Genomic DNA, 19,332 nt, shown 5'->3' on the forward strand with positions numbered 1-19,332 from the left:
GGAGCCCACAAACAATCATTTTGTCGGCTCCCTATCCCTATTATTCTGATAAATAGTTTAATGCATAGCGTACGTGGTACTCTGCTGCTAAAAGTAAGGCACGTTCATCAATATCAAATTGTTCATGATGGTGTCCAAAATGGGTAGCAGGATTTTCAGGGTTTCGTGAACCGACCCGTCCATAGATACCAGGAATTACCGCTAAGTAATCAGCAAAATCATCCGCCCCTAAACTTTTAGGATGATCGGTCACAACATTTTCAAAACCAACAATTTCACTGGCTACCTGCTGTGCACGGTTGGTTGCTTGTTCTTCATTAATTAATGGATTCGCTGCCACATAAACAGAAAAATCAGCAATTTCTGTGCGATGAGACTGGGCAATTTCATGGGCAATTTCTTCGACTCGTTGTAAAACAAATTGGCGCGTTTCCTGACTAAATGTTCGAACAGTACCTTCAATGGTTGCCTGGTTTGCTACAATATTATAGCGTGTTCCTGCTTGTAAAACGCCAATTCCTACTACGACAGAATCTAAAGGATCAATCTCGCGCGCTACAATTTTTTGTAATTCCACAACAATACTGGCCGCTGCTAAAACAGCATCTCGGCCATTCTGTGGTTGGGCGACGTGACTACTTTGACCACTGACTTCAATTTTAAAAATATCACAAGAGGCGTTGGTGGCACCTTTGGTAGCGACTAATTTCCCGACCGGCACACTAGAATCTAAATGAATCCCAAACACTTGGTCGATTGCTTCTAAATAATTTCCTTCCACAAATTGTCGAGCGCCTGCACCAATTTCTTCAGCTGGCTGGAAGGCCAGTTTAATCGTTCCTGAAAAGGTATCCTGATGTTTTTTGAGCACTTTAGCTGCACCTAGCAATGCTGCCGCATGACCATCGTGTCCACAAGCATGATTGAGTCCTGGATTTTTAGAAGCATAGGCAGCACCAGTTGCATCTGGTAATTCCAACGCATCAATATCTGCACGTAATAAAATCGTTTTGCCAGCGCCAAGACCTCCTTCAATGGTTGCTAAAACACCCGTTTCCCCTACTTCTACAAAAGGAATAGCTAAGGCTAGTAGTTCTTCTTTAATTCGCTTAATCGTTTCATATTCTTTTAAACTTGCTTCAGGATATTGATGAAAATGACGTCTTAAATGGATTATCCATTCCTTTTCTGTAGCAATAGCTTCTTGGATTGTTTGAATCGTTGTTGTACTCATTATAAATGCCTCCTTTATTTTTTACCAAATGTTTCCCAGGCTGGAACATTGGCGCCTTTTGATGTTTCTGCAATGACCTTTTTCGTTTCTTCTTGTTGATATTCTTCTACAACTTTTTGATAAAGTTTATTCTCTTGATCTTCTTCTCGGGCCACGACAATGTTCACATAAGGTTTCGCTTTTTCGTTTACAGGTTCTAAGAAAATAGCATCTTTATCTGGTGTATACCCAGCATCGACAGCCATGCCGCTATTAATCACTGAAGCATCGACATCTTGTAAAGCGCGCGCTGTTTGCGTAGCATCTAATTCAGTTATTTTCAATTGGCGTTTATTTTCAGTAATATCACTGACAGTCGGTAGTTGCTGTTTCGCAGGATCAACTTTTATCAGTCCTGCAGTTTGTAATAAAATTAACGCCCGCCCACCATTCGTTGGGTCATTAGGAATAGCAATTTCTCCGCCGTCTTTAATTTTCGTGATATCTTTCAATTTATTAGCGTAAATTCCCAATGGTGCATTGACTGTATTGCCAATTGATACTAATTTCGTCCCATGTTCTTTATTGTAATTGTCTAAAAAGATTTGATGCTGAAAGGCATTTAAATCAATTTCTTTTTCTGCTAATGCTGCGTTTGGTTGCGTATAGTCTGTAAATTCTACCAATTGTAGATCAATATTTTTCTTTTTCAAACGGTCTTTGACCGATTCCCATTCATCATTTTTTGTTCCTACAACCCCTAGTTTAACGGTTTCTGTCTTAGTATCCTTCGCAGACCCCGATGCACAACCTGCAATCGTAAAAGCTAATACCCCAATAAGTCCAATTAATTTACTAAATTTTTTCATTTGTCATTTCTCCTTTTTTCTAATGTGATGTTTTTTTGATTAATTGATTACTAATGGCTTGACTGATAAATACCATAATTAAAATAATTAACGTGGCCATAAATGTCACATCGGTTTGAAACCGATTGTATCCTCGAGTAATCGCTAAGTTGCCCAGACCACCGGCTCCAATCGCTCCTGCCATGGCTGTTAATCCAATCAAATTAATAATTGTCACCGCTGAAACACGAATAATACTTGGTAACCCTTCAATTAGATAAACCCGAAAAATAATCCCTAAGGGACTCGTCCCCATGGCTTCTGCCGCTTCAATAACGCCAGGATCCACTTCTAATAACGCATTTTCAATTTGGCGCGCGAAGAACGGGATTACGCCAATAACTAATGGGACTAACGCTGCGGTTGTACCAATTGTCGTTCCTGCCAAAATTCGTGTTAATGGTTGAATCAGTGCGAGCATAATAATGAAAGGAATAGAGCGGCAAACATTAATAATTTTTTCTAAGACACTGTACAGGGGTGGATTTTTCAAAACACCACTGGGGCCAGTACTAACAAGCACGACACCCAACAAGACTCCTAACACACCAGCAATTAAGGCTGTCCAAAAAACCATGTATAATGTTTCCCATGTACTTTGAAGAAACTCTTGTTTTAATTGAACGACATTCGGAAAATATTTCTCAAATAATTGATACATTCTCAGTTCACTCCTTTTTTAAATCACCTGTAAATTCTGCTTTTGCTTCGTTTGCTGATAGGTTTTCAAAACATTGGTTCGCACGCCTTGTTTCGCTAAATAAGTAAGGGCTTGTTGACGCTGGGCCTCATCACCAGAAAGCACCACAATTAAATGGCCAATAGGAACGTTTTGAACAATTTCGACATTGCCATAAAGGATATTTGTATATACCTGATATTGGCTATACAATTGTGCAATTAATGGCTCGTTCGTTTGATCTCCCACATAAGAAAATTCAATTAATTCTTGATTTTTATCTAAATCAGCTAATTTAGGATGTTCAAGAATCGTGGTTAATGCTTGGTCAATATGAGTTGCTGTCCGAATAAAATCTTTGGTTAAAGGTTGTTGGGGTTGACTAAAAATCGAAACAATATCGTTTGATTCGACAACGCAGCCATTTTCCATCACCGCGACTTTATTACAAATTTCTTTAACCACTTGCATTTCATGGGTGATTAAGACAATCGTCAAGTTCAGTTCTTGATTTAACTTTTTTAACAAGGCTAAAATCTGTCCCGTTGTTTTTGGATCTAACGCACTCGTCGCTTCATCACAAAGTAAAATTTCAGGATCATTTGCTAAAGCGCGGGCAATCGCAACCCGCTGTTTTTGCCCTCCTGATAGTTGACTGGGGTAAGCGTCCCGTTTTTCACTTAGTCCAACTAGCTCTAATAAATGGCTGATTTTTTGACGCCGTTCACTTTTACTTAGCCCAGAATATTTTAATGAAAAATCGATATTACTAAATATGGTCCGCTCTTTCATCAAATTAAAATGTTGAAAAATCATTCCAATCTTTTTTCGTTGTTGTCGTAATTCCTTTTTAGAAAAAGTTAAAATATTTTCTTTGTTAATAATAACGGTGCCCGCTGTTGGTCGTTGCAATAAATTAATTACCCGTACTAGCGTACTTTTTCCAGCACCGGAATAACCAACAATTCCGTAGATATCCCCTTTATCAATTGTCAAAGAAACATCTTGGACAGCCTGAATTTCTTGTTTTTTTTGTTGAAATGTCACACTGATATTTTTTAGTTCAATCATTCTTTATCCCCCTTCATTCTTACCAACCTGCATTTTTTCATAAAAAAGAAAAAAGCATCCTCAACGACACAACTCAAGTTGTATCGTTGAGGACGCTTTTTTGCGTGTTACCACCTCATGTTCAGAATTTGCTCACACAAATTCCCTTTTTCAAGTACGGAACAACATGTTCGATACCCTAGCTCGATAACGGGAGCCCCCGTCGCCGCCTTGTGTTTAACACTCGGAGCGCTTGCTCAATAGCCATTTTCCAAAACGTCTTTGTCACCTATTCTCAGCTACCTAGGCTCTCTGTTAGACAAATCAAGTCTTGTACTTACTATATCACTGCTTTTTTATTTCTATTCATTTTAAACTGATTTTCGTTTATTTTCAAAATCAAACAGACTAGAGTTACTACCCCTTCAAGCATCGAGTAATCGCAGATAATAGCTACTCTCTCTTTGCATCAGTCGTAGTGCTCAACAGGATTTGACTGTGACGAGAATCGTAGGAACACTTTCGTGCAAATGACACAACTTGCCCTTCGGTCACCTTGTACTGTTCATCACTCACAAAGACCATCCTGCGTCGAGTAATCGCAGACATCATCTGCTCTGTCGCTTCGCGCCAGTCGTAGTGATTCACAGCAAAAAGCCCTTCACTAGCGTTTTGCTAGTAAAGGGCGAATGATTCGCGGTACCACCTTTTTTCGAAATATAACTGATTCTTTATATCTCATCTCTTATCCAAGTCTTTATTAACTTGGTGCACATGGTAACGGGTGCTTAGCCGAAATTGCTTACTTATCAGCAATTTATTCTCAGAGGCCATCTTCAACTTTTCTGAACCTTGTCCCTTTTCACCAATCAGGACTCTCTTTTGAAGGTCATCAAAATTTACTCTTCTCTTCAACGAATGAATAGTTATCTGTGATGTTGATTTACACTTTACTAGAGAAAAAAGAGATTGTCAACAGTTTTTCTCAGAAAAAAATCATTTTTCTTTTTTTTACGAAAGAGCAATTGACAAACTTTCGTCTATACGTTATTCTATTTCTTGTGCACGAGATTTGTACGATTTTTCAAAAGGAATTTTGACGATTACTCGTCGCAGTGTAGCCTTTAAAAACGCCGCCTTAGCTCAGTTGGTAGAGCACCACCATGGTAAGGTGGGGGTCGCCGGTTCAAGCCCGGCAGGTGGCTTTTTGGTAAAATCCCAACTCTTTAATAAAGAGTTGGGATTTTTTGTTTTGCCTACCCTTAGTGTTCTGTCAAGATGAGAAAATAACAAAAGCAATTTCTTCATTCCACTCGTTATGGTATATTTTAATTGTTAAATAATTATTGGAGTGGAGTACAATGATGAAACAATTACCTACAGAATCAAAAAAATTTGATTTAAAGAATTGGTGTATTGAAAATAAAGCCTATCTTCTATTGATCATTTTAATTTATCAAGTGGCAGTTTTATCCATCGGCATTATCAATTTCCCTTACTTAGATGATAATGCTCGCCAAGTCGCTGGAATGACAGATTTTGGTACGACTTACGCACGTTGGGGCAGTGAATTTCTCTCATGGTTTGTTCAAGGAAGTCGTCATTTGACAGATCTGGGCTTGACCACACCGATTCTAACAGGTCTTATCTTATCTCTCACAAGCATACTGGCAATTTATATCATCAATGACCAAAAAATTAGCTGGGGTTCCTCTTTAGTAGCTACTTTAATTGGCCTCAATCCTTGGTTCCTCCAATGTCTTAGTTTCAGGTTTGATAGTCCCTATATGGCATTGAGTATTTTTTGTTCGTTTCTTCCTTTTTATTGGTGGCAGCGTAATTCTTTTACGTTTTTCTTGGTTTCTGTCTTTTCACTGTTTGTTATGTTTAATACTTACCAAGCCTCGTCAGGAATTTATATAGTTATCGTCTTATTCCTTACTTTCAAGCAGTTACTTGCTGGAGAAAATTTCATTGCTCTTTGTAAAAAAGTCGCACTTGCTGCTATCGCTTATCTACTTTCTATAGTCAGCTACCTTATCGAGTTAAAATTTGTACCTTCCGCAACAAACAACATTGGGGGCAGTCAGGCCTTACCAAGTTTGCACGATATTCCAAGTGTGGCTTATCAAAATAGTTACCATTATTTTTCAGAGCTATTGAACCAGAGTAATCGTTTATGGCTCTTATTACTGCTCCTACTGCTTGTTTTATTTTTTATTAGTCATCTAGCAAATAGCAAAATCAACTTAGGCTTAAGTTTCCTTTATTGTATCTTGTATTTAGGACTTGCTTCTCTCTTAAGTTTTGGTATTTTTATTGTCTATTCAAGAAATATCGCTGGTGATGCGCCTCGCTATATTTACGGATTTGCTGTTTTTGTTACAATCAGCATGTTAAGTTTATTTAACAATCGACAAGTGAAAGCAATTTATCTAACTTCGTTACTTGTGGCCAGCTTGTTATCTTATTATATTTTATCGTTTGTTTTGGTGTATTCTTCCACATTAAACTATCAAAAAGAAGCATTCAATCGCCAAGCAGCTGTTTTAACAGATGATTTAAAAAATGTTGTAACAAACGAACGAAAAAAAGTTTATTTAAATACGTTTTTCAAAAATTCAACTGTTTATGCTAATACAAGTCGAAACTACCCAATTCTTTCAAAAATTGTGCCACCAAATGACGGTCTATACTTCCCTAATTACGTTTGGTTCAATACTTCATCGAATTTAGGAGTAGAGATGGCACCACTGACCGATACGGATATGTCTAAAAATCAAAAAGTAGTAAGTAATCACTTTTATGACATTTATACAAACAACAAAGAAATATTTGTGTTTATGAAATAATTTGTTCCATCCAAAAACACTTCTTTTGCAATAAACGTGACTGTATGGTTTGATTAAGATGGATTAAGTATTCTTTTCGGGTACATTTATTACTTCCTGAAACTTGCTTATTTCCCATTTTTCTTATGAAGTAACAAAATTTTTGAGAAAAAACAGCTCGTTTTCTATGTTATGATAGAGAAGTGAAAATCACCAGAAAGGTTGTTGCGGACTATGAGAACTCGTCAGAAAAAATTATTTTTATTTTCAATGATTTTGTGGTTAGTTGAATTTTTAATTACACGGATTTCTGATTCTTTTCCAGGAGCAACGCCATTGTTCGTTGTGATTTGCTTGATTCAAGGAATTCTTTTTACTTATTTCTGTCTTGCTTTTTTCTATTATCCGCAATAATCAGTCAAGAAAAGCAATTAGAGCAGATTCAGCAAATTTCTGAAACCGAAAAAATGGCACGTCCTCGCTTTTAGGACGTGCCATTTTTTAAAGCATTATTTGTGTAAAAGCCGTTCGTATCGCCTGTTGAACATTTTGAACAGCAGCGATTTGATGGCCTTTTTCTTCAGTCAATTCTTTTTCAATATATTCAGGATAATAGGTTGCCAAATAACCCAAGACCCAGATAGTTGGATCTGAAATAACCGTCTCTGCTAATGGATACAAATAGGCAAGATGCAACCGAATTTCTTCTTCCAAATGCTGCAGCATAATTGGATCATCATTTTCTAAACGATTCCTAAGTTCAGTACAAATTTCGGAATAGATCGGCGTATTTAACGGTCCAGTTTTTCCTTCTAGTAAGACTGTCTGAGGCTGATTGTCATACCAAAGAAAAGTCAGTGGTTCTGAAAATTGCAACAGTGCTAATTCTTCAATGAACCATTCCCGAGCAAAATAACTAAGTGCTTGGTTCATAACTAAATCTTTTGCGACTTCCACAAATACTGGTTTAGGCAAATATAAACTGGTTTTAATGTTCGCTAATTGTTGATAAACGGGCAATTGATCGCTTACTAACAAGTTCCTTTTAATTGCTTGAATTTGCTGCGTTTCTAATTGTTGATACGCCTCTTCCACTTGCATTAATTGCTGTTCTAACGTTTTTTGTTGTGCTAGCGTTATTTTTTTAGTTTGAAGTAATTGCTTCAATAAAATATACCCTTCAATAAAGCGACGACTTTGACTATAAATTTGCATATAAATTGCCGCTGTTTCAAGGTTCTCAAAATAAGTTTCTTGGAACGCTTCTGCCAATGCTAGTGCTTCGTCAGCTTCACCCATTTCCAACAATAATTGGACAATTTTTTGGTTTACTGGCGGCGTTTGTTGTAGCTGATAGGCTTGTTGAAAATTTTCTAAAGCGGCGATCTGATTATGTTCTACAAGTGCTTCTTCTCCTTGTGCAATAAAACGTTCATAGTTTTTTGGAAATTCATGAATGGTACTCATATCTAACCTCCTTTATTTCTTATTTAAAGCAGATGAGCCTGGGACAAAAATCACTTTGGATTTTTGCTCCAGGCTCAAAACCTGATAACCGGCGGGAACAGAACCAACACTACGCGTTGCTCGGAGCTAAACGGTTCTGTCCCGACCTCGATTTTAACTATTCAAACGGACTTTTTTAGTAAAGATTACGAATAATAATTGCCGTTTCTAGGTCGCCCTCAGCGTTCATCTTCTCCGCCTTTTCTTCTAAACTATACCCAGCAAAACTTTCGTTTGTTAAAACATCTGCTACTGTAAATTTAGCAACTTTTTCAATACTGACCGCATCTGGGGCTACTTCTTGCACGCTATCCCAGCCTGTATCAATAAAGACTTTTGTATCTTCTGTAATCGCTTCGTTTGCTTCTAACGCCTGCATAATTTCTTTTAACTGTGCATACGTCATAACCTCGACTTGATTTTCCATTTAAACGCCTCACTTTGTCCATTCCTTTTTAAGGATTAGGTTTTAATTTTAGACTTTTTCTTTAATTGTTTTTAATGCGTGGTATAAGGCATATTTCATCGGTTTGGCTTTCCATTGGAAATTGCCCATTAATTCTTCGACATGACCGCCAAAGGATTGTTTGAATTTAAGAACCCCATCACTTCCATCAAAGACACCGTCAACGCCATAAAAATTATATTTGGCAATGTTATTTTCTACTGTGTAAGTTAACATTTTATGTTGAATTAAATACGGTGCATAGTATTGTTTATATTTTTCATACGTACCACTAAACAAGTAAACAACTTCTTGTGGATGAACAATGAATAAGGCGCCCGCTAAAATTTCAGGTTCATCTGATGTTTTCATTTCTTTAGCCTCGTCAATCCGTTTACGCACGGTACGAACTTCATCTTCAAATTCACGTTTCTGGTTATTTTTTTTACGGCTTTTAGGATTGGCAATTAACGCTTCATTGACTTCGTTGAGCGTCTCTTGTAATTTGCGTAATTTCTCATGAAGATTTTCTAAATAAGTAGCAAAGTTTAGTTCCGCCACCATAAATTTCGCTCGTTCGCCAAACTCTTCATAAACAGCTTGGTAATAAGCTAAATCCTTATCTTCAAAATTACGCCGTGCACTTGTTTCTTCCGTTAATTTCTTAAAGAGAGGTAGCTCTTCGTAACGAAGTTCTCGGGTTGTTACTCCATATTCCCATGTTTTCTTGATGTCATATTTAGCATCTTTTCCATAAGATTTCCAAAGCTCTTCTTCTGTTAATCCAGCCATATCTTTGACAAACAGCCAACGTGGCGCGCCATCAAAATTGTGCACATCAAATCCTTGGTGTTCAAAACCAATTGATGTGAAATAGTCAAATGTTTCTTGATTGACCTTTTCAACTTCACCGCCATTAAAATCACGTAAACAAATTTGTTTATTTGGAGTAAAGGTTAAATAAAGGCCATCATTTTTTTTCACATATTTTTTTAAGCCTGTGAAAAAGGCTTCTACACATTTTTTATCTGTATAATCCATCAAAATTCCGCCGTCAATGTCGAAAGCATAACCAATTTTGACTTTTTTCTTGCTTAGGATACACGCAGCAATTAGTTGGCCTTCTCGTTTGACGCCAACGTATTCACAATGCCAGCCACGTCGTTCCAATAAATGTTTCATTTCGGGTGTTTCTAAAAAGTTACCTGCAGGATGTGTCATTGCAAAGGTAGTAAATTCTTGTTCAGTTAATGTACTAAACTGATCCATATCAAACAACTCACAATCTTTTTTTGTTAAATAAATTAGCACTTTTCAGCTTAACCTACTTTTTGCTTTCTTTCAAACAAAGTTACCTCACTGGCTAATTCTTATTTTTCGGTTCTTATTAATTATATCTAATTTTGCTAAAATGCAAACAGTTTTCAACGGAAAAAAAGAATTTCTTTGGAATCTTTCATTTTTGACTAAATATCTTTCTTTTATAAAAAATATCTGAGACAAAAATCTAAAGTGATTTTTGTCTCAGATATTAAAACTCATGAAAACCCGTTGAACATCTTTCTCTCAGGTTCTTGATTTACTCAACAGTTACACTTTTGGCTAAGTTCCTTGGTTTATCAACATCGTAGCCTCTTTGTAAGGTTGCATAGTACGCTAATAATTGGCCTGGAACAATGCTAACTAAGGCAGAAAGTAACGGATGAACATCTGGAATAATCAGTTGGTCCTGTGGTTTTGCCAAGGATTCCAAGGCAATCACAATATTTCTTGCTCCACGACTTTCGACTTCCTTTAAATTGCCTCTTGTATGGGCTGCGACTTTGGCATCTGTCACAATCCCAATCACAGGTGTTCCTTCTTCAATTAAGGCAATCGTTCCATGCTTCAATTCACCTGCCGCAAAGCCTTCTGCTTGAATGTAGGAAATTTCTTTCAACTTCAAGGCCGCTTCCATCGACACATAATAGTCGACTCCTCGCCCTATATAGAAGGCATTTCGAGTATACGTCAGATAATCTTCCACCAAGGCTTTCATTTGTTGTTTTTCATCAATCAAGGTTTCCATGACAGCTGCTACCACGCTCAATTCGTGAGCCACATCAAATGAGACGGCTGCTAATGTTTGGCGTTCTTCGCCAATTGCTTTTGCTAAAATAGCTAAGATAGCGATTTGAGCAGTATAAGCTTTGGTGGAAGCGACAGCAATTTCTGGTCCTGCGTGTAATAACAAGGTATCGTCCGCTTCACGTGATAATGTTGAGCCAGCAACATTTGTTAATGTAAGTGATGGATGCCCTAATTCATTAACCTGTACCAGTACTTGGCGACTATCTGCCGTTTCACCACTTTGACTTAAGAAAATGAAGAACGGTTTTTCAGATAAAATAGGCATGTTGTAGCCAAATTCGCTTGATAAATGAACTTCCACAGGAATACTGGCAATCGTTTCAATTAAAGATTTTCCGACCCAACCTGCATTATAACTTGTCCCACAAGCAATAATGTAAATTCGGTCACATTGATTAATTTTTTCAAGTAACGCCTCATCTAAAGTCACTTTTTCACCTTGAGTATACGCTTGAACAATTTTACGCATCACTGCAGGTTGTTCATCAATTTCTTTGAGCATATAAAACGGATATGTTCCTTTTTCAATGTCATTTAAATCTAATTGCGCTTCAAAAGGTTCTCGGTTGATTACTTGTCCTTCTGGCGTTTCGATTACTACTTTGTCCGCTGTAACAGTTACAATTTCACCATCAACAATCTCAACAAATTGATTGGTTTCTTTAATCATCGCCATCGCGTCACTACAAATAACATTAAAGCCTTCACCTAGACCGATAAGTAACGGGCTTTTATTTTTCGCTACGTAGATAGTATTGGGGTCCATTTTATCCATTAATGCAAAAGCGTATGAACCTTTAATTTCGGCTAAAGCCGCTTTAAAAGCATCTTTTGTTGAAAAACCATTTTCAGCAAAATGAGCAATTAATTGAACGACGATTTCAGTATCTGTATCACCAATTAAGTGAGCACCACTTAAAAATTGTTCTTTTAATTCTTCAAAGTTTTCAATGACACCATTATGCACTAATGCAAAGCGTTGATCGCTTGAAACATGGGGATGTGCATTGGCGACAGTTGGTTCGCCATGAGTGGCCCAACGAGTATGACCAATACCAACTGTTCCATCGATTTCTGGCGTTAATTTTGCTGCTAAATCGGCAATGCCCCCAACTGCCTTAACTACATGGGGCTGTTGGCTTTGATCATTCACACAAATCCCAGCAGAATCATAACCTCTATATTCCAATTTTGTTAATCCTTGAATCAAACTTTCCGTGACATTTTCTTTTCCAATCATTCCGACAATTCCACACATAATGCTAATTCCTACTTTCCAATTGAAATTCTGTATTTACTAGGTCCTGTTTAACTAGCAAATCCCATTATATGTTTCTACCTGCGTGATAACCGCTTTGTTCTAACTTCACAATTAGTTTTTCTTTGTTATCTGTAGAGTGCAGTCCCTAGAGCCACCCGCCGAATCTTCGATAAGCTCTCTCCTCGTCACCTGAACGTTCAGGTCTGGCGCTATCCTATATTGGTCTATATACCTCCTTTGTAAATATATTCCGTAGAAACATAAACAATCATACAATTAAAAGTAGGTACTTGTCAACAAAAATCTAAAAAAACGAAAATTGGTCTAGTTCTTTAAAGTTGTAAAAAAAGAATCTAGTACACTCATAGTAAGAGAAAGTACTAGATTCTTAATAATAAAAAAATATCCGTTCTATTTATAGAACCTTATCAATTTGTTATTTATTGGAATGGATTATAAAACCGGCCACCATTCACATGGAACAACCAGAAACTGATTCCTAATAAGCATAAGGCAAGTATCATTACCGAAAAATCACGCAGATGAAAAGGTTGTTGCGCATACCACGTTCGATTTTTCTTTTGACCAAAACGCCTTAATTCCATAGCGGTACTCACAGTTTCAATTCGATCTAAACTAGATAGAATTAAGGGTAAAACGATTTGTGCTACGCCTTTGATTCGTTGGCCTAACCGTCCCTTTTTAGACATCTCATAGCCCCGCGCTTGTTGTGCTAAAGAAATATTAAAAAAATCTTCTTGGATATCGGGAATATAACGAATAGCCAGCGCTACTGCATAACTAATCCGATAACTCACACCAATTCGATTCAAGCTGGAGGCAAATTCACTAGGATTTGTTGTTAATAAAAAGATTAATGCCAACGGAATCGTACAGAAATATTTTAAAACTAAATTAAATTCATAAAATAATTCTTCTTGTGTCAAAGTAAACCGTCCGATTCCTTCCCAAATAACGGTACGTGATTGATATAAATCAACCCCATATTCAGGTGCAAAAAGGTAAACCGTTAAGATATTTAACAAAGAAAAAATAGCAATAAATTTAATAACAAAAGATATTTGATGCCATTTAATATTTGATAATTTTAACAAAACAAGCGAAACCACAGACATTCCTAACAGATAACGAGTATCATACGTGGTCATGCAAGCCACAGAGACAACGATTAAAAAGACTAATTTGCTTGTGCCATTTAAGCGATGAATCCAGGTTGAATCAGGATGATAGCCTAACATTTGTCGTTCACTCATCCAAAACGCACCTCACGATCGTAAGCAACAAATTTTTCCGTAAATAGCAAGGGATTTTCCAAGCCTAACGCTTTAGCAAAGGTAAACAAGCTTGTTTCTTTTAAAGAAGCTGCTTGAATTAATTTTTCATCTGTTAAAACAGCAACTGGAGTCGCATCTGCTAGTAAACGTCCATCACAAACTACTAACGCACGTGTTGTATATTCCAACATTAAGTGCATATCGTGAGTGATCATTAAAATAGTCACACCTAAGCGGTTCAATTCTTCTAAAAATGTCATCATTTCTGTATAATGTTTAAAATCTTGCCCAGCTGTTGGTTCATCTAAAATTAATAATTCAGGTTCTAAAACTAAGATTGATGCAATAGTTACCCGTTTTTTCTGCCCAAAACTCAACGCAGAAATCGGCCAGTTCCGGAAGGGATACAGCCCACAAATATGTAAAATATTCGTCACACGTTCCTCAATTTCTGCTTGTGGCACATCTCGTAAAACTAATCCCAAAGCTACTTCTTCAAAAATCATTTTTTTAGAAATCATTTGATTGGGATTTTGCATCACATAACCAATTTTATCTGCACGTTCTTTGATTGAATAATTGGAAAAATCCTGTCCCTCCCATAAAATCTTGCCCGATTGAGGCGTGATGAACCCGCAAATTATTTTAGAAAGTGTAGACTTCCCGGCACCATTTTTTCCTACAATGCTGATCATTTCTCCATGATGAATAGTTACTGAGAAGTCATCTAACACTTTTTCACCGTGACGATCATATTGATAGGACACTTGTTCCAAACGTAATAGTTCAGCTCCTTTGACTGCACTAACTGAACTAGGTTGGACAGACCACTGTGTCATTTTAGGCAAAACCGTTTCGCCTGATACTTCGGCTAATTTGTCTAAATGACTAACTTGTGTTAAATCAATCCCAGCATATTTCATGGCTGTAACGTACAGAGGTTCACGAATCCCTTGTTGGGTCAACGTATCTTGACGTAACAATTCATCTGGCGTTGTATCAGAAATAATTGCGCCCTCATTCATGACAATAATTCGATCAACTGATTCGCAAAGAACGTCCTCTAAGCGATGTTCTATTATTAAAACAGTCGCTTTTGTTTCTTGTTGAACGGTGTCAATCAAAGTCATTGTTTCTTGTCCCGCTCGTGGGTCAAGATTAGCCAAAGGTTCATCAAAAAGTAAAATTTTTGATTGGTTAATTAGAACGCCCGCCATAGATACACGTTGTTTTTGACCACCTGACAAATCTTGTGGACGGTGTTGCAATAACTGATTCAGCTCAACAATCTCGGACCATTTATGGACCGCTTTTTTCATTTCTGCTTGTTCAACTGCATCGTTTTCTAAAGCAAAAGCAATATCCTCAGCAACCGTTAAACCGATAAACTGCCCATCGGTATCTTGCAAAACAGTTCCTACATCAAAAGACAAATCAAATAGACTTGTTTCTTGGATATTTTTACCAGCAACCGTAGCTGTTCCTTGAATCTCACCTTCATAAATATTGGGAATTAACCCGTTGATACATTGCGCCAATGTTGATTTACCACTACCACTAGGCCCAACGATTAAAACCTTTTCTCCTTCATAGATGGTTAATTGAATCCCCTTTAATGTCGGTTCAGATTGGCTATGATATTGAAAGGAAAAATTATTAAAAGTAATGATTGGTTTTTTCATTCGGCCTCACCTCAGTTTCTCCATAAAAGAAAGGGTCTGAGCATTAGCAAAGTAATTACTAGGGCAGACCCTTAACCATTTAAATTATTTCGACAGTTTCTTAATCTTTTGATAAACTGCCTTTCTTTGTTCTTGTTGATGCATAAGCTTTCATCAACAATGTTCCAATAATCCCCACAGCGACAATATTTGAAACAGTCGCGAATACACCTTGTGTAAACACTTTACTTGCGGGTTCACTATAAATCAAAATATCCAAGCTAGGCGCGATTAAGCCCCAAACGACGATATTGCCAAAGGCTTGGAAAATATTGAAACGCACCATGTCATTTGTTGTAAATTCACCATGTTGAAGATCCATTTTACGACCAGCGAAGCCAAAAATAATACCAATAATTCCTGAACAAATAATCCAGCTCCACCAAGCGCTACCATACGTGGTAAAATCTTTTAACGTGTGACCGATCAAACCAATTAGCCCTCCAGCTACTGGTCCAAAAACAACTGACATTAAAGCAAGAAATGGATACGACGTTTCTAAGTTCGTATTAGGAATCCCAGTTGGAATTACAACGAATCGACCTAAAATAACAAAAACTGCAGAGCCAATTCCAATTGCTACAATTGTCTTGACGGACATTTTTTCTTTCATTTCGCTCCTCCATTCTATAACTCCATTGATTTACAGCCGCTCCCTTCTTGATTTTATCAAATAAAAAAAGAAGATACGCGGTGCATCTTACTTCTAAAATAGTACCCTTTTAACCGCTCTATGTCAATGATAGACGGAGCTTATTAGCTATTTTCTTTTTTTGATTTCCAACAAAGAAACCAGACACTTAACGCAAGCTAGCATTAAGTGTCTGGTTTCTAATTGGTTCTTATTCAACGCCGATTTCTGCACGTACTACTTCGGCAATTTTATCAACGTAATAATCAACTTTTTCTTGTGTTGGCGCTTCGGCCATCACACGTAACAATGGTTCTGTTCCAGAAGGACGAACTAAAATACGACCTTCGCCATTCATTTCTGCTTCTGCTTGTTCGACAACTGCTTTGATTGCCGGAACTTCCATTGCACCATTTTTATCTGTGACACGAATATTGACTAATTTTTGTGGATAAATCGTCACTTCATCCGCTAATTCAGATAATTTTTTGCCCGTTTGCTTCATAACATTCAACAATTGAATCCCTGAAAGCATGCCATCACCTGTTGTGTTGTAATCTAAAAAGATTATGTGACCAGATTGTTCGCCACCAAAATTGTAATCATTTTTACGCATTTCTTCTACAACATAGCGGTCACCCACTTGCGTTACCACATCTTTTAAGCCAATTTCTTCTACAGCTTTATGGAAACCTAGATTACTCATCACCGTTGTAACGATTGTATCTTTTTTCAAACGTTTTTTCTCAGCTAAATATTTAGCACAAATATACATGATTTTATCACCATCGATAATTCGTCCTAATTCATCGACTGCAATAATTCTATCACCGTCGCCATCGAAAGCCAAACCAGCATCTGCGCCTTTTTCAACAACCATTTCTGCCAAAGCTTCAGGATGAGTGGAACCCACACCATCATTGATATTCAATCCATTAGGACTTGTTCCCATTGTATAGAAATCTGTCTCTAAATCCGCGAAGACACGATTGACTGCTGTTGCAGTTGCTCCGTTGGCCGCATCTAAACAAACAGCCATATCTGCTAAATCGCCAGGAATACTTTGAACTAAAAATTGCGAATATTTTAGTAAGCCTTCTGGAAATTCATCTAATGAGCCTAAGCCTTCTGCAGAAGGTCTTGGTAAGGTGTCTTCTTCTGCGTCTAACAATGCTTCAATTTCTGCTTCTTGATCGTCTACTAATTTGAAGCCATCTGCCCCAAAAAACTTAATCCCATTGTCTTCCGCTGGATTATGTGAAGCTGAAATCATTACGCCAGCGGATGCTTTTTGTAAACGAGTAAGATATGCTACACCAGGTGTTGAAATCACCCCTAATTGGAAAACTTCAATCCCGACTGATAATAACCCAGCAATCAATGCTTGTTCCAACATCTCACCTGAAATACGTGTATCGCGGCCCACGAGAACACGAGGTTTTCTTGAACTATCTTCATGTTGACTCAACACATAACCACCGTAACGCCCTAATTTAAAAGCTAATTCAGGTGTTAACTCCTTATTTGCAATTCCTCTTACACCATCTGTTCCAAAATATTTACCCATTTTGATTCTCCTTAGTCACTTGATTCTCTGTATTTTCAGTTGAACCAGCAGTTGTACTTTCTACTGTTGATCCCTCACTTGTTGTTTCAGAAGTATTTGATTCTACTTGACTGGATGTACTTGGTTGTACTGCTTGGCTACCTGAGCCAACCGTTGTTGAACTTGCAGGTTCCTCTGAAGTTTCATTTGTATTTGATGACTGTTGCTGATTGTACACGGGGCTCAAAGAAACGTCAACCTCATCTGGTGTAACTACGTATTCTCCATTAACGGGAATAGTCACTGATTGTTTTGTTTCTTTGCGAATATCAGAAATATCTACCGGTACCTCAATTGATTCTAGCGTATCTAAAATTGATTGCGGGCCACTGACCCTAACTTGGTACGTTGATAAACTATAATTGTAATGAGCGATCCCAGCAGGTGGCGTACCTGTCATACTAACATTCAGTGGTACATCTTTTGTTGGCGCAGTTAAGCCTACTGTTACTTTGACTTGTGGTGCTGGATTTTCGATACTTAGGACTTGACCTTTGGCATCTAGCGCTTGAACATTTACCGTTTGTTTAATCGTATCAATTGTTTGTTTGGCACTTGAGACTGGCGCAATCACTTTATCAATTGCTTTCGCTGTTTCTTCTCCAGTTGTTACTTCTACAGTTTTTGGATCTACAGAAATATTTTTTACTTTGTACCCTTCTTTTTCAATGTTATCAGAAAGTTGTGCTTCTACATCGAATTTTTTTGTTACTCTCTTTTCAATCGTTACAGTCACTGTTTTCGGTTCAATTTCAGCTGTAACAGCTGAACTTAGTCCTCGAACTGTCAAAGGTACTTCCGAAGTCCCTAATGGCAATTTGGTTAAGTCTGCGACCACTTGGAAATTTCGTGTGTCAGCATTTGATTCCATGTTTAATTGAATGCGGTTCGCACTACGTAAATGAACATTTACACTCTCTTCAAATCCAGAGACATAATATTTGTCTTTATCGTATTGGACTTGGACAGGAATATTATTCAGTGTTTCACTATACGTTTGGCTTGAACCTGAATTGGAGGGATTATTGCCTGTTGCATTGGCATTAAAAAATAACAACAATGCAAACAGCAATGAAAGCAAACCATTAAACCAGCTTTTTTGGGAGGCTTTTCTCATTTGCGTTTCCCCCCCTTTGTTACATCATCGATAAAATGCTGTAAAGCACTTTTTTTATCTTCCGATGATTCCGAAATTAACTCCTTACGCAAAATTGTTAAATACTCTTCTTGCGTTAGGCCAGGAATTAATTCGTTGTTCAACGTCAAACTAACGTCACCAGTTTCTTCAGAAACAACAATCGTAATGGCGTCACTGACTTCACTGATACCGACTGCGGCTCTATGGCGCGTTCCAAATTCTTTTGGAATTAAATTGCTTTCTGATAGCGGTAAATACGCACTAGCAACAGCAATTTTTTCATTTTTGATAATCACTGCACCATCATGTAGTGGTGTATTTGGAATGAAAATATTAATCAGTAATTCACCAGTAATATCGGCATCCAAATCAATACCTGTCTCAATGTATTCATCTAAACCAGTATTGCGTTCAATGGTTATCAAAGCACCAATTTTCCGTTTTGACATGTACTGAATGGCTTTGTCAAAGGCCTGAATAATACGCTCATCTTCTTGTTGCGCACCTTTATTCGGGCGGAAAAACGAACTTCTCCCTAGATGTTCCAGCCCTCTTCGCACTTCTGGTTGAAAAATAACAACCGCGGCGATTACACCATACATGATGACTTGATTCATTAACCAAGATAATGTATGTAGACCAATTATCTCACTTAGAATGCGGATAATGATAAAAACAGCGACACCTTTTAATAGTTGGACTGCTTTTGTTCCACGAACAAGCATGATTAATTTGTAAACGAGGTACCATACGACTAGGATATCTATGATATTGATAACAAAATCCTTAGATAAGAAATCCGTTGAGATGACTTGCTGCCAATAATTCAAATCTAATAATTGATTCAATTGAAACGACATCATACCCCTCACTTCTCTCTCAAGATTTCCTAACAAGTATACCACATTATTTTCTTTC

16 protein-coding genes, 1 tRNA gene and 2 other annotated features are annotated in these 19,332 nt (G+C 37.4%); of the genes, 3 read left to right on the forward strand and 14 right to left on the reverse strand.

What is annotated here, in order from left to right:
• Window positions 1-40 precede the first annotated feature (40 nt).
• Genes IGL23_RS08505 through IGL23_RS08520 form a run of 4 tightly spaced genes read right to left on the reverse strand, consistent with a single transcriptional unit; the run spans window position 41 to window position 3,871 of the window.
• The gene (locus IGL23_RS08505; protein WP_033594292.1) at window positions 41-1,234 is read right to left on the reverse strand and encodes an amidohydrolase; all 1,194 of its coding nucleotides are present in this window, start codon (window positions 1,232-1,234) and stop codon (window positions 41-43) included.
• A gap of 14 nt (window positions 1,235-1,248) precedes the next feature.
• Window positions 1,249-2,082: a MetQ/NlpA family ABC transporter substrate-binding protein gene (locus tag IGL23_RS08510; RefSeq protein ID WP_002366917.1), complete on the reverse strand. Its 834-nt coding sequence runs from the start codon at window positions 2,080-2,082 to the stop codon at window positions 1,249-1,251.
• Between the two features lie 19 nt (window positions 2,083-2,101).
• Complete coding sequence (locus IGL23_RS08515; protein WP_002359998.1) at window positions 2,102-2,782, reverse strand: methionine ABC transporter permease; 681 nt, start codon at window positions 2,780-2,782, stop codon at window positions 2,102-2,104.
• A gap of 18 nt (window positions 2,783-2,800) precedes the next feature.
• Entirely contained in the window at window positions 2,801-3,871 is a 1,071-nt protein-coding gene (locus IGL23_RS08520) for a methionine ABC transporter ATP-binding protein (protein ID WP_002356948.1), read from the reverse strand.
• Between the two features lie 85 nt (window positions 3,872-3,956).
• Window positions 3,957-4,208 (reverse strand) — a binding site (T-box leader).
• 320 nt (window positions 4,209-4,528) lie between these two features.
• Window positions 4,529-4,774, reverse strand: a binding site (T-box leader).
• A 208-nt stretch (window positions 4,775-4,982) separates the two neighbouring features.
• Here IGL23_RS08520 and IGL23_RS08525 point away from each other — a divergent pair.
• The 3 genes from IGL23_RS08525 to IGL23_RS08535 all read left to right on the forward strand — a co-directional run bounded on the left by IGL23_RS08525 (window position 4,983) and on the right by IGL23_RS08535 (window position 7,095).
• A tRNA-Thr gene (locus IGL23_RS08525) sits at window positions 4,983-5,055 on the forward strand.
• 156 nt (window positions 5,056-5,211) lie between these two features.
• Window positions 5,212-6,702 carry a glucosyltransferase domain-containing protein gene (locus tag IGL23_RS08530; RefSeq protein ID WP_002390283.1) on the forward strand — a complete coding sequence of 497 codons (1,491 nt, stop codon included), beginning with the start codon at window positions 5,212-5,214 and terminating at the stop codon, window positions 6,700-6,702.
• A 213-nt stretch (window positions 6,703-6,915) separates the two neighbouring features.
• Window positions 6,916-7,095, forward strand: coding sequence for a hypothetical protein (locus IGL23_RS08535; RefSeq protein WP_002383739.1), 180 nt, complete (start codon window positions 6,916-6,918; stop codon window positions 7,093-7,095).
• A gap of 87 nt (window positions 7,096-7,182) precedes the next feature.
• On the opposite strand, the gene IGL23_RS08540 is transcribed toward IGL23_RS08535, so the two are convergent.
• From IGL23_RS08540 to cdaA, 10 genes are all read right to left on the reverse strand, one after another.
• Window positions 7,183-8,148 carry a hypothetical protein gene (locus IGL23_RS08540; protein WP_033594290.1) on the reverse strand — a complete coding sequence of 322 codons (966 nt, stop codon included), beginning with the start codon at window positions 8,146-8,148 and terminating at the stop codon, window positions 7,183-7,185.
• A 175-nt stretch (window positions 8,149-8,323) separates the two neighbouring features.
• Window positions 8,324-8,614 (reverse strand): hypothetical protein, encoded by a 291-nt coding sequence (locus IGL23_RS08545; protein ID WP_002359936.1) that lies wholly within the window; start codon window positions 8,612-8,614, stop codon window positions 8,324-8,326.
• Window positions 8,615-8,662: 48 nt separating this feature from the next.
• A complete protein-coding gene (locus IGL23_RS08550) occupies window positions 8,663-9,943 on the reverse strand; it encodes an aminoacyltransferase (protein ID WP_430619639.1) in 1,281 nt (426 codons plus the stop codon).
• Between the two features lie 268 nt (window positions 9,944-10,211).
• Window positions 10,212-12,020, reverse strand: a complete 1,809-nt coding sequence (gene glmS, locus IGL23_RS08555) for a glutamine--fructose-6-phosphate transaminase (isomerizing) (protein WP_033594288.1) — start codon at window positions 12,018-12,020, stop codon at window positions 10,212-10,214.
• 443 nt (window positions 12,021-12,463) lie between these two features.
• Window positions 12,464-13,297 carry an energy-coupling factor transporter transmembrane component T family protein gene (locus IGL23_RS08560; RefSeq protein WP_002356939.1) on the reverse strand — a complete coding sequence of 278 codons (834 nt, stop codon included), beginning with the start codon at window positions 13,295-13,297 and terminating at the stop codon, window positions 12,464-12,466.
• On the reverse strand, window positions 13,294-15,000 hold the full coding sequence (locus IGL23_RS08565; protein ID WP_033594287.1) for an ABC transporter ATP-binding protein: 1,707 nt from the start codon (window positions 14,998-15,000) through the stop codon (window positions 13,294-13,296). Before IGL23_RS08565 ends, IGL23_RS08560 begins: the two co-directional genes overlap by 4 nt.
• A 100-nt stretch (window positions 15,001-15,100) precedes the next feature.
• The gene (locus tag IGL23_RS08570) at window positions 15,101-15,652 is read right to left on the reverse strand and encodes an ECF-type riboflavin transporter substrate-binding protein (RefSeq protein ID WP_002356937.1); all 552 of its coding nucleotides are present in this window, start codon (window positions 15,650-15,652) and stop codon (window positions 15,101-15,103) included.
• Window positions 15,653-15,881: 229 nt separating this feature from the next.
• Window positions 15,882-17,237 carry a phosphoglucosamine mutase gene (gene glmM / locus IGL23_RS08575; RefSeq protein ID WP_033594286.1) on the reverse strand — a complete coding sequence of 452 codons (1,356 nt, stop codon included), beginning with the start codon at window positions 17,235-17,237 and terminating at the stop codon, window positions 15,882-15,884.
• Complete coding sequence (locus IGL23_RS08580; RefSeq protein WP_002356934.1) at window positions 17,230-18,393, reverse strand: CdaR family protein; 1,164 nt, start codon at window positions 18,391-18,393, stop codon at window positions 17,230-17,232. Before IGL23_RS08580 ends, glmM begins: the two co-directional genes overlap by 8 nt.
• Entirely contained in the window at window positions 18,390-19,274 is an 885-nt protein-coding gene (gene cdaA / locus IGL23_RS08585; RefSeq protein WP_010708823.1) for a diadenylate cyclase CdaA, read from the reverse strand. Before cdaA ends, IGL23_RS08580 begins: the two co-directional genes overlap by 4 nt.
• Window positions 19,275-19,332 lie beyond the last annotated feature (58 nt).

The organism is Enterococcus sp. MSG3299 (assembly GCF_050555765.1).
Lineage (GTDB): Bacteria > Bacillota > Bacilli > Lactobacillales > Enterococcaceae > Enterococcus > Enterococcus faecalis.

Coding starts and splice junctions, on each gene's coding strand:
- cdaA (WP_010708823.1), bottom strand. CDS start 19,274: ATGTCGTTTCAATTGAATCAATTATTAGATTTGAATTATTGGCAGCAA.
- IGL23_RS08570 (WP_002356937.1), bottom strand. CDS start 15,652: ATGAAAGAAAAAATGTCCGTCAAGACAATTGTAGCAATTGGAATTGGC.
- IGL23_RS08535 (WP_002383739.1), top strand. CDS start 6,916: ATGAGAACTCGTCAGAAAAAATTATTTTTATTTTCAATGATTTTGTGG.
- IGL23_RS08580 (WP_002356934.1), bottom strand. CDS start 18,393: ATGAGAAAAGCCTCCCAAAAAAGCTGGTTTAATGGTTTGCTTTCATTG.
- IGL23_RS08515 (WP_002359998.1), bottom strand. CDS start 2,782: ATGTATCAATTATTTGAGAAATATTTTCCGAATGTCGTTCAATTAAAA.
- IGL23_RS08520 (WP_002356948.1), bottom strand. CDS start 3,871: ATGATTGAACTAAAAAATATCAGTGTGACATTTCAACAAAAAAAACAA.
- glmM (WP_033594286.1), bottom strand. CDS start 17,237: ATGGGTAAATATTTTGGAACAGATGGTGTAAGAGGAATTGCAAATAAG.
- IGL23_RS08510 (WP_002366917.1), bottom strand. CDS start 2,082: ATGAAAAAATTTAGTAAATTAATTGGACTTATTGGGGTATTAGCTTTT.
- IGL23_RS08540 (WP_033594290.1), bottom strand. CDS start 8,148: ATGAGTACCATTCATGAATTTCCAAAAAACTATGAACGTTTTATTGCA.
- IGL23_RS08545 (WP_002359936.1), bottom strand. CDS start 8,614: ATGGAAAATCAAGTCGAGGTTATGACGTATGCACAGTTAAAAGAAATT.
- IGL23_RS08505 (WP_033594292.1), bottom strand. CDS start 1,234: ATGAGTACAACAACGATTCAAACAATCCAAGAAGCTATTGCTACAGAA.
- glmS (WP_033594288.1), bottom strand. CDS start 12,020: ATGTGTGGAATTGTCGGAATGATTGGAAAAGAAAATGTCACGGAAAGT.
- IGL23_RS08530 (WP_002390283.1), top strand. CDS start 5,212: ATGATGAAACAATTACCTACAGAATCAAAAAAATTTGATTTAAAGAAT.
- IGL23_RS08560 (WP_002356939.1), bottom strand. CDS start 13,297: ATGAGTGAACGACAAATGTTAGGCTATCATCCTGATTCAACCTGGATT.
- IGL23_RS08565 (WP_033594287.1), bottom strand. CDS start 15,000: ATGAAAAAACCAATCATTACTTTTAATAATTTTTCCTTTCAATATCAT.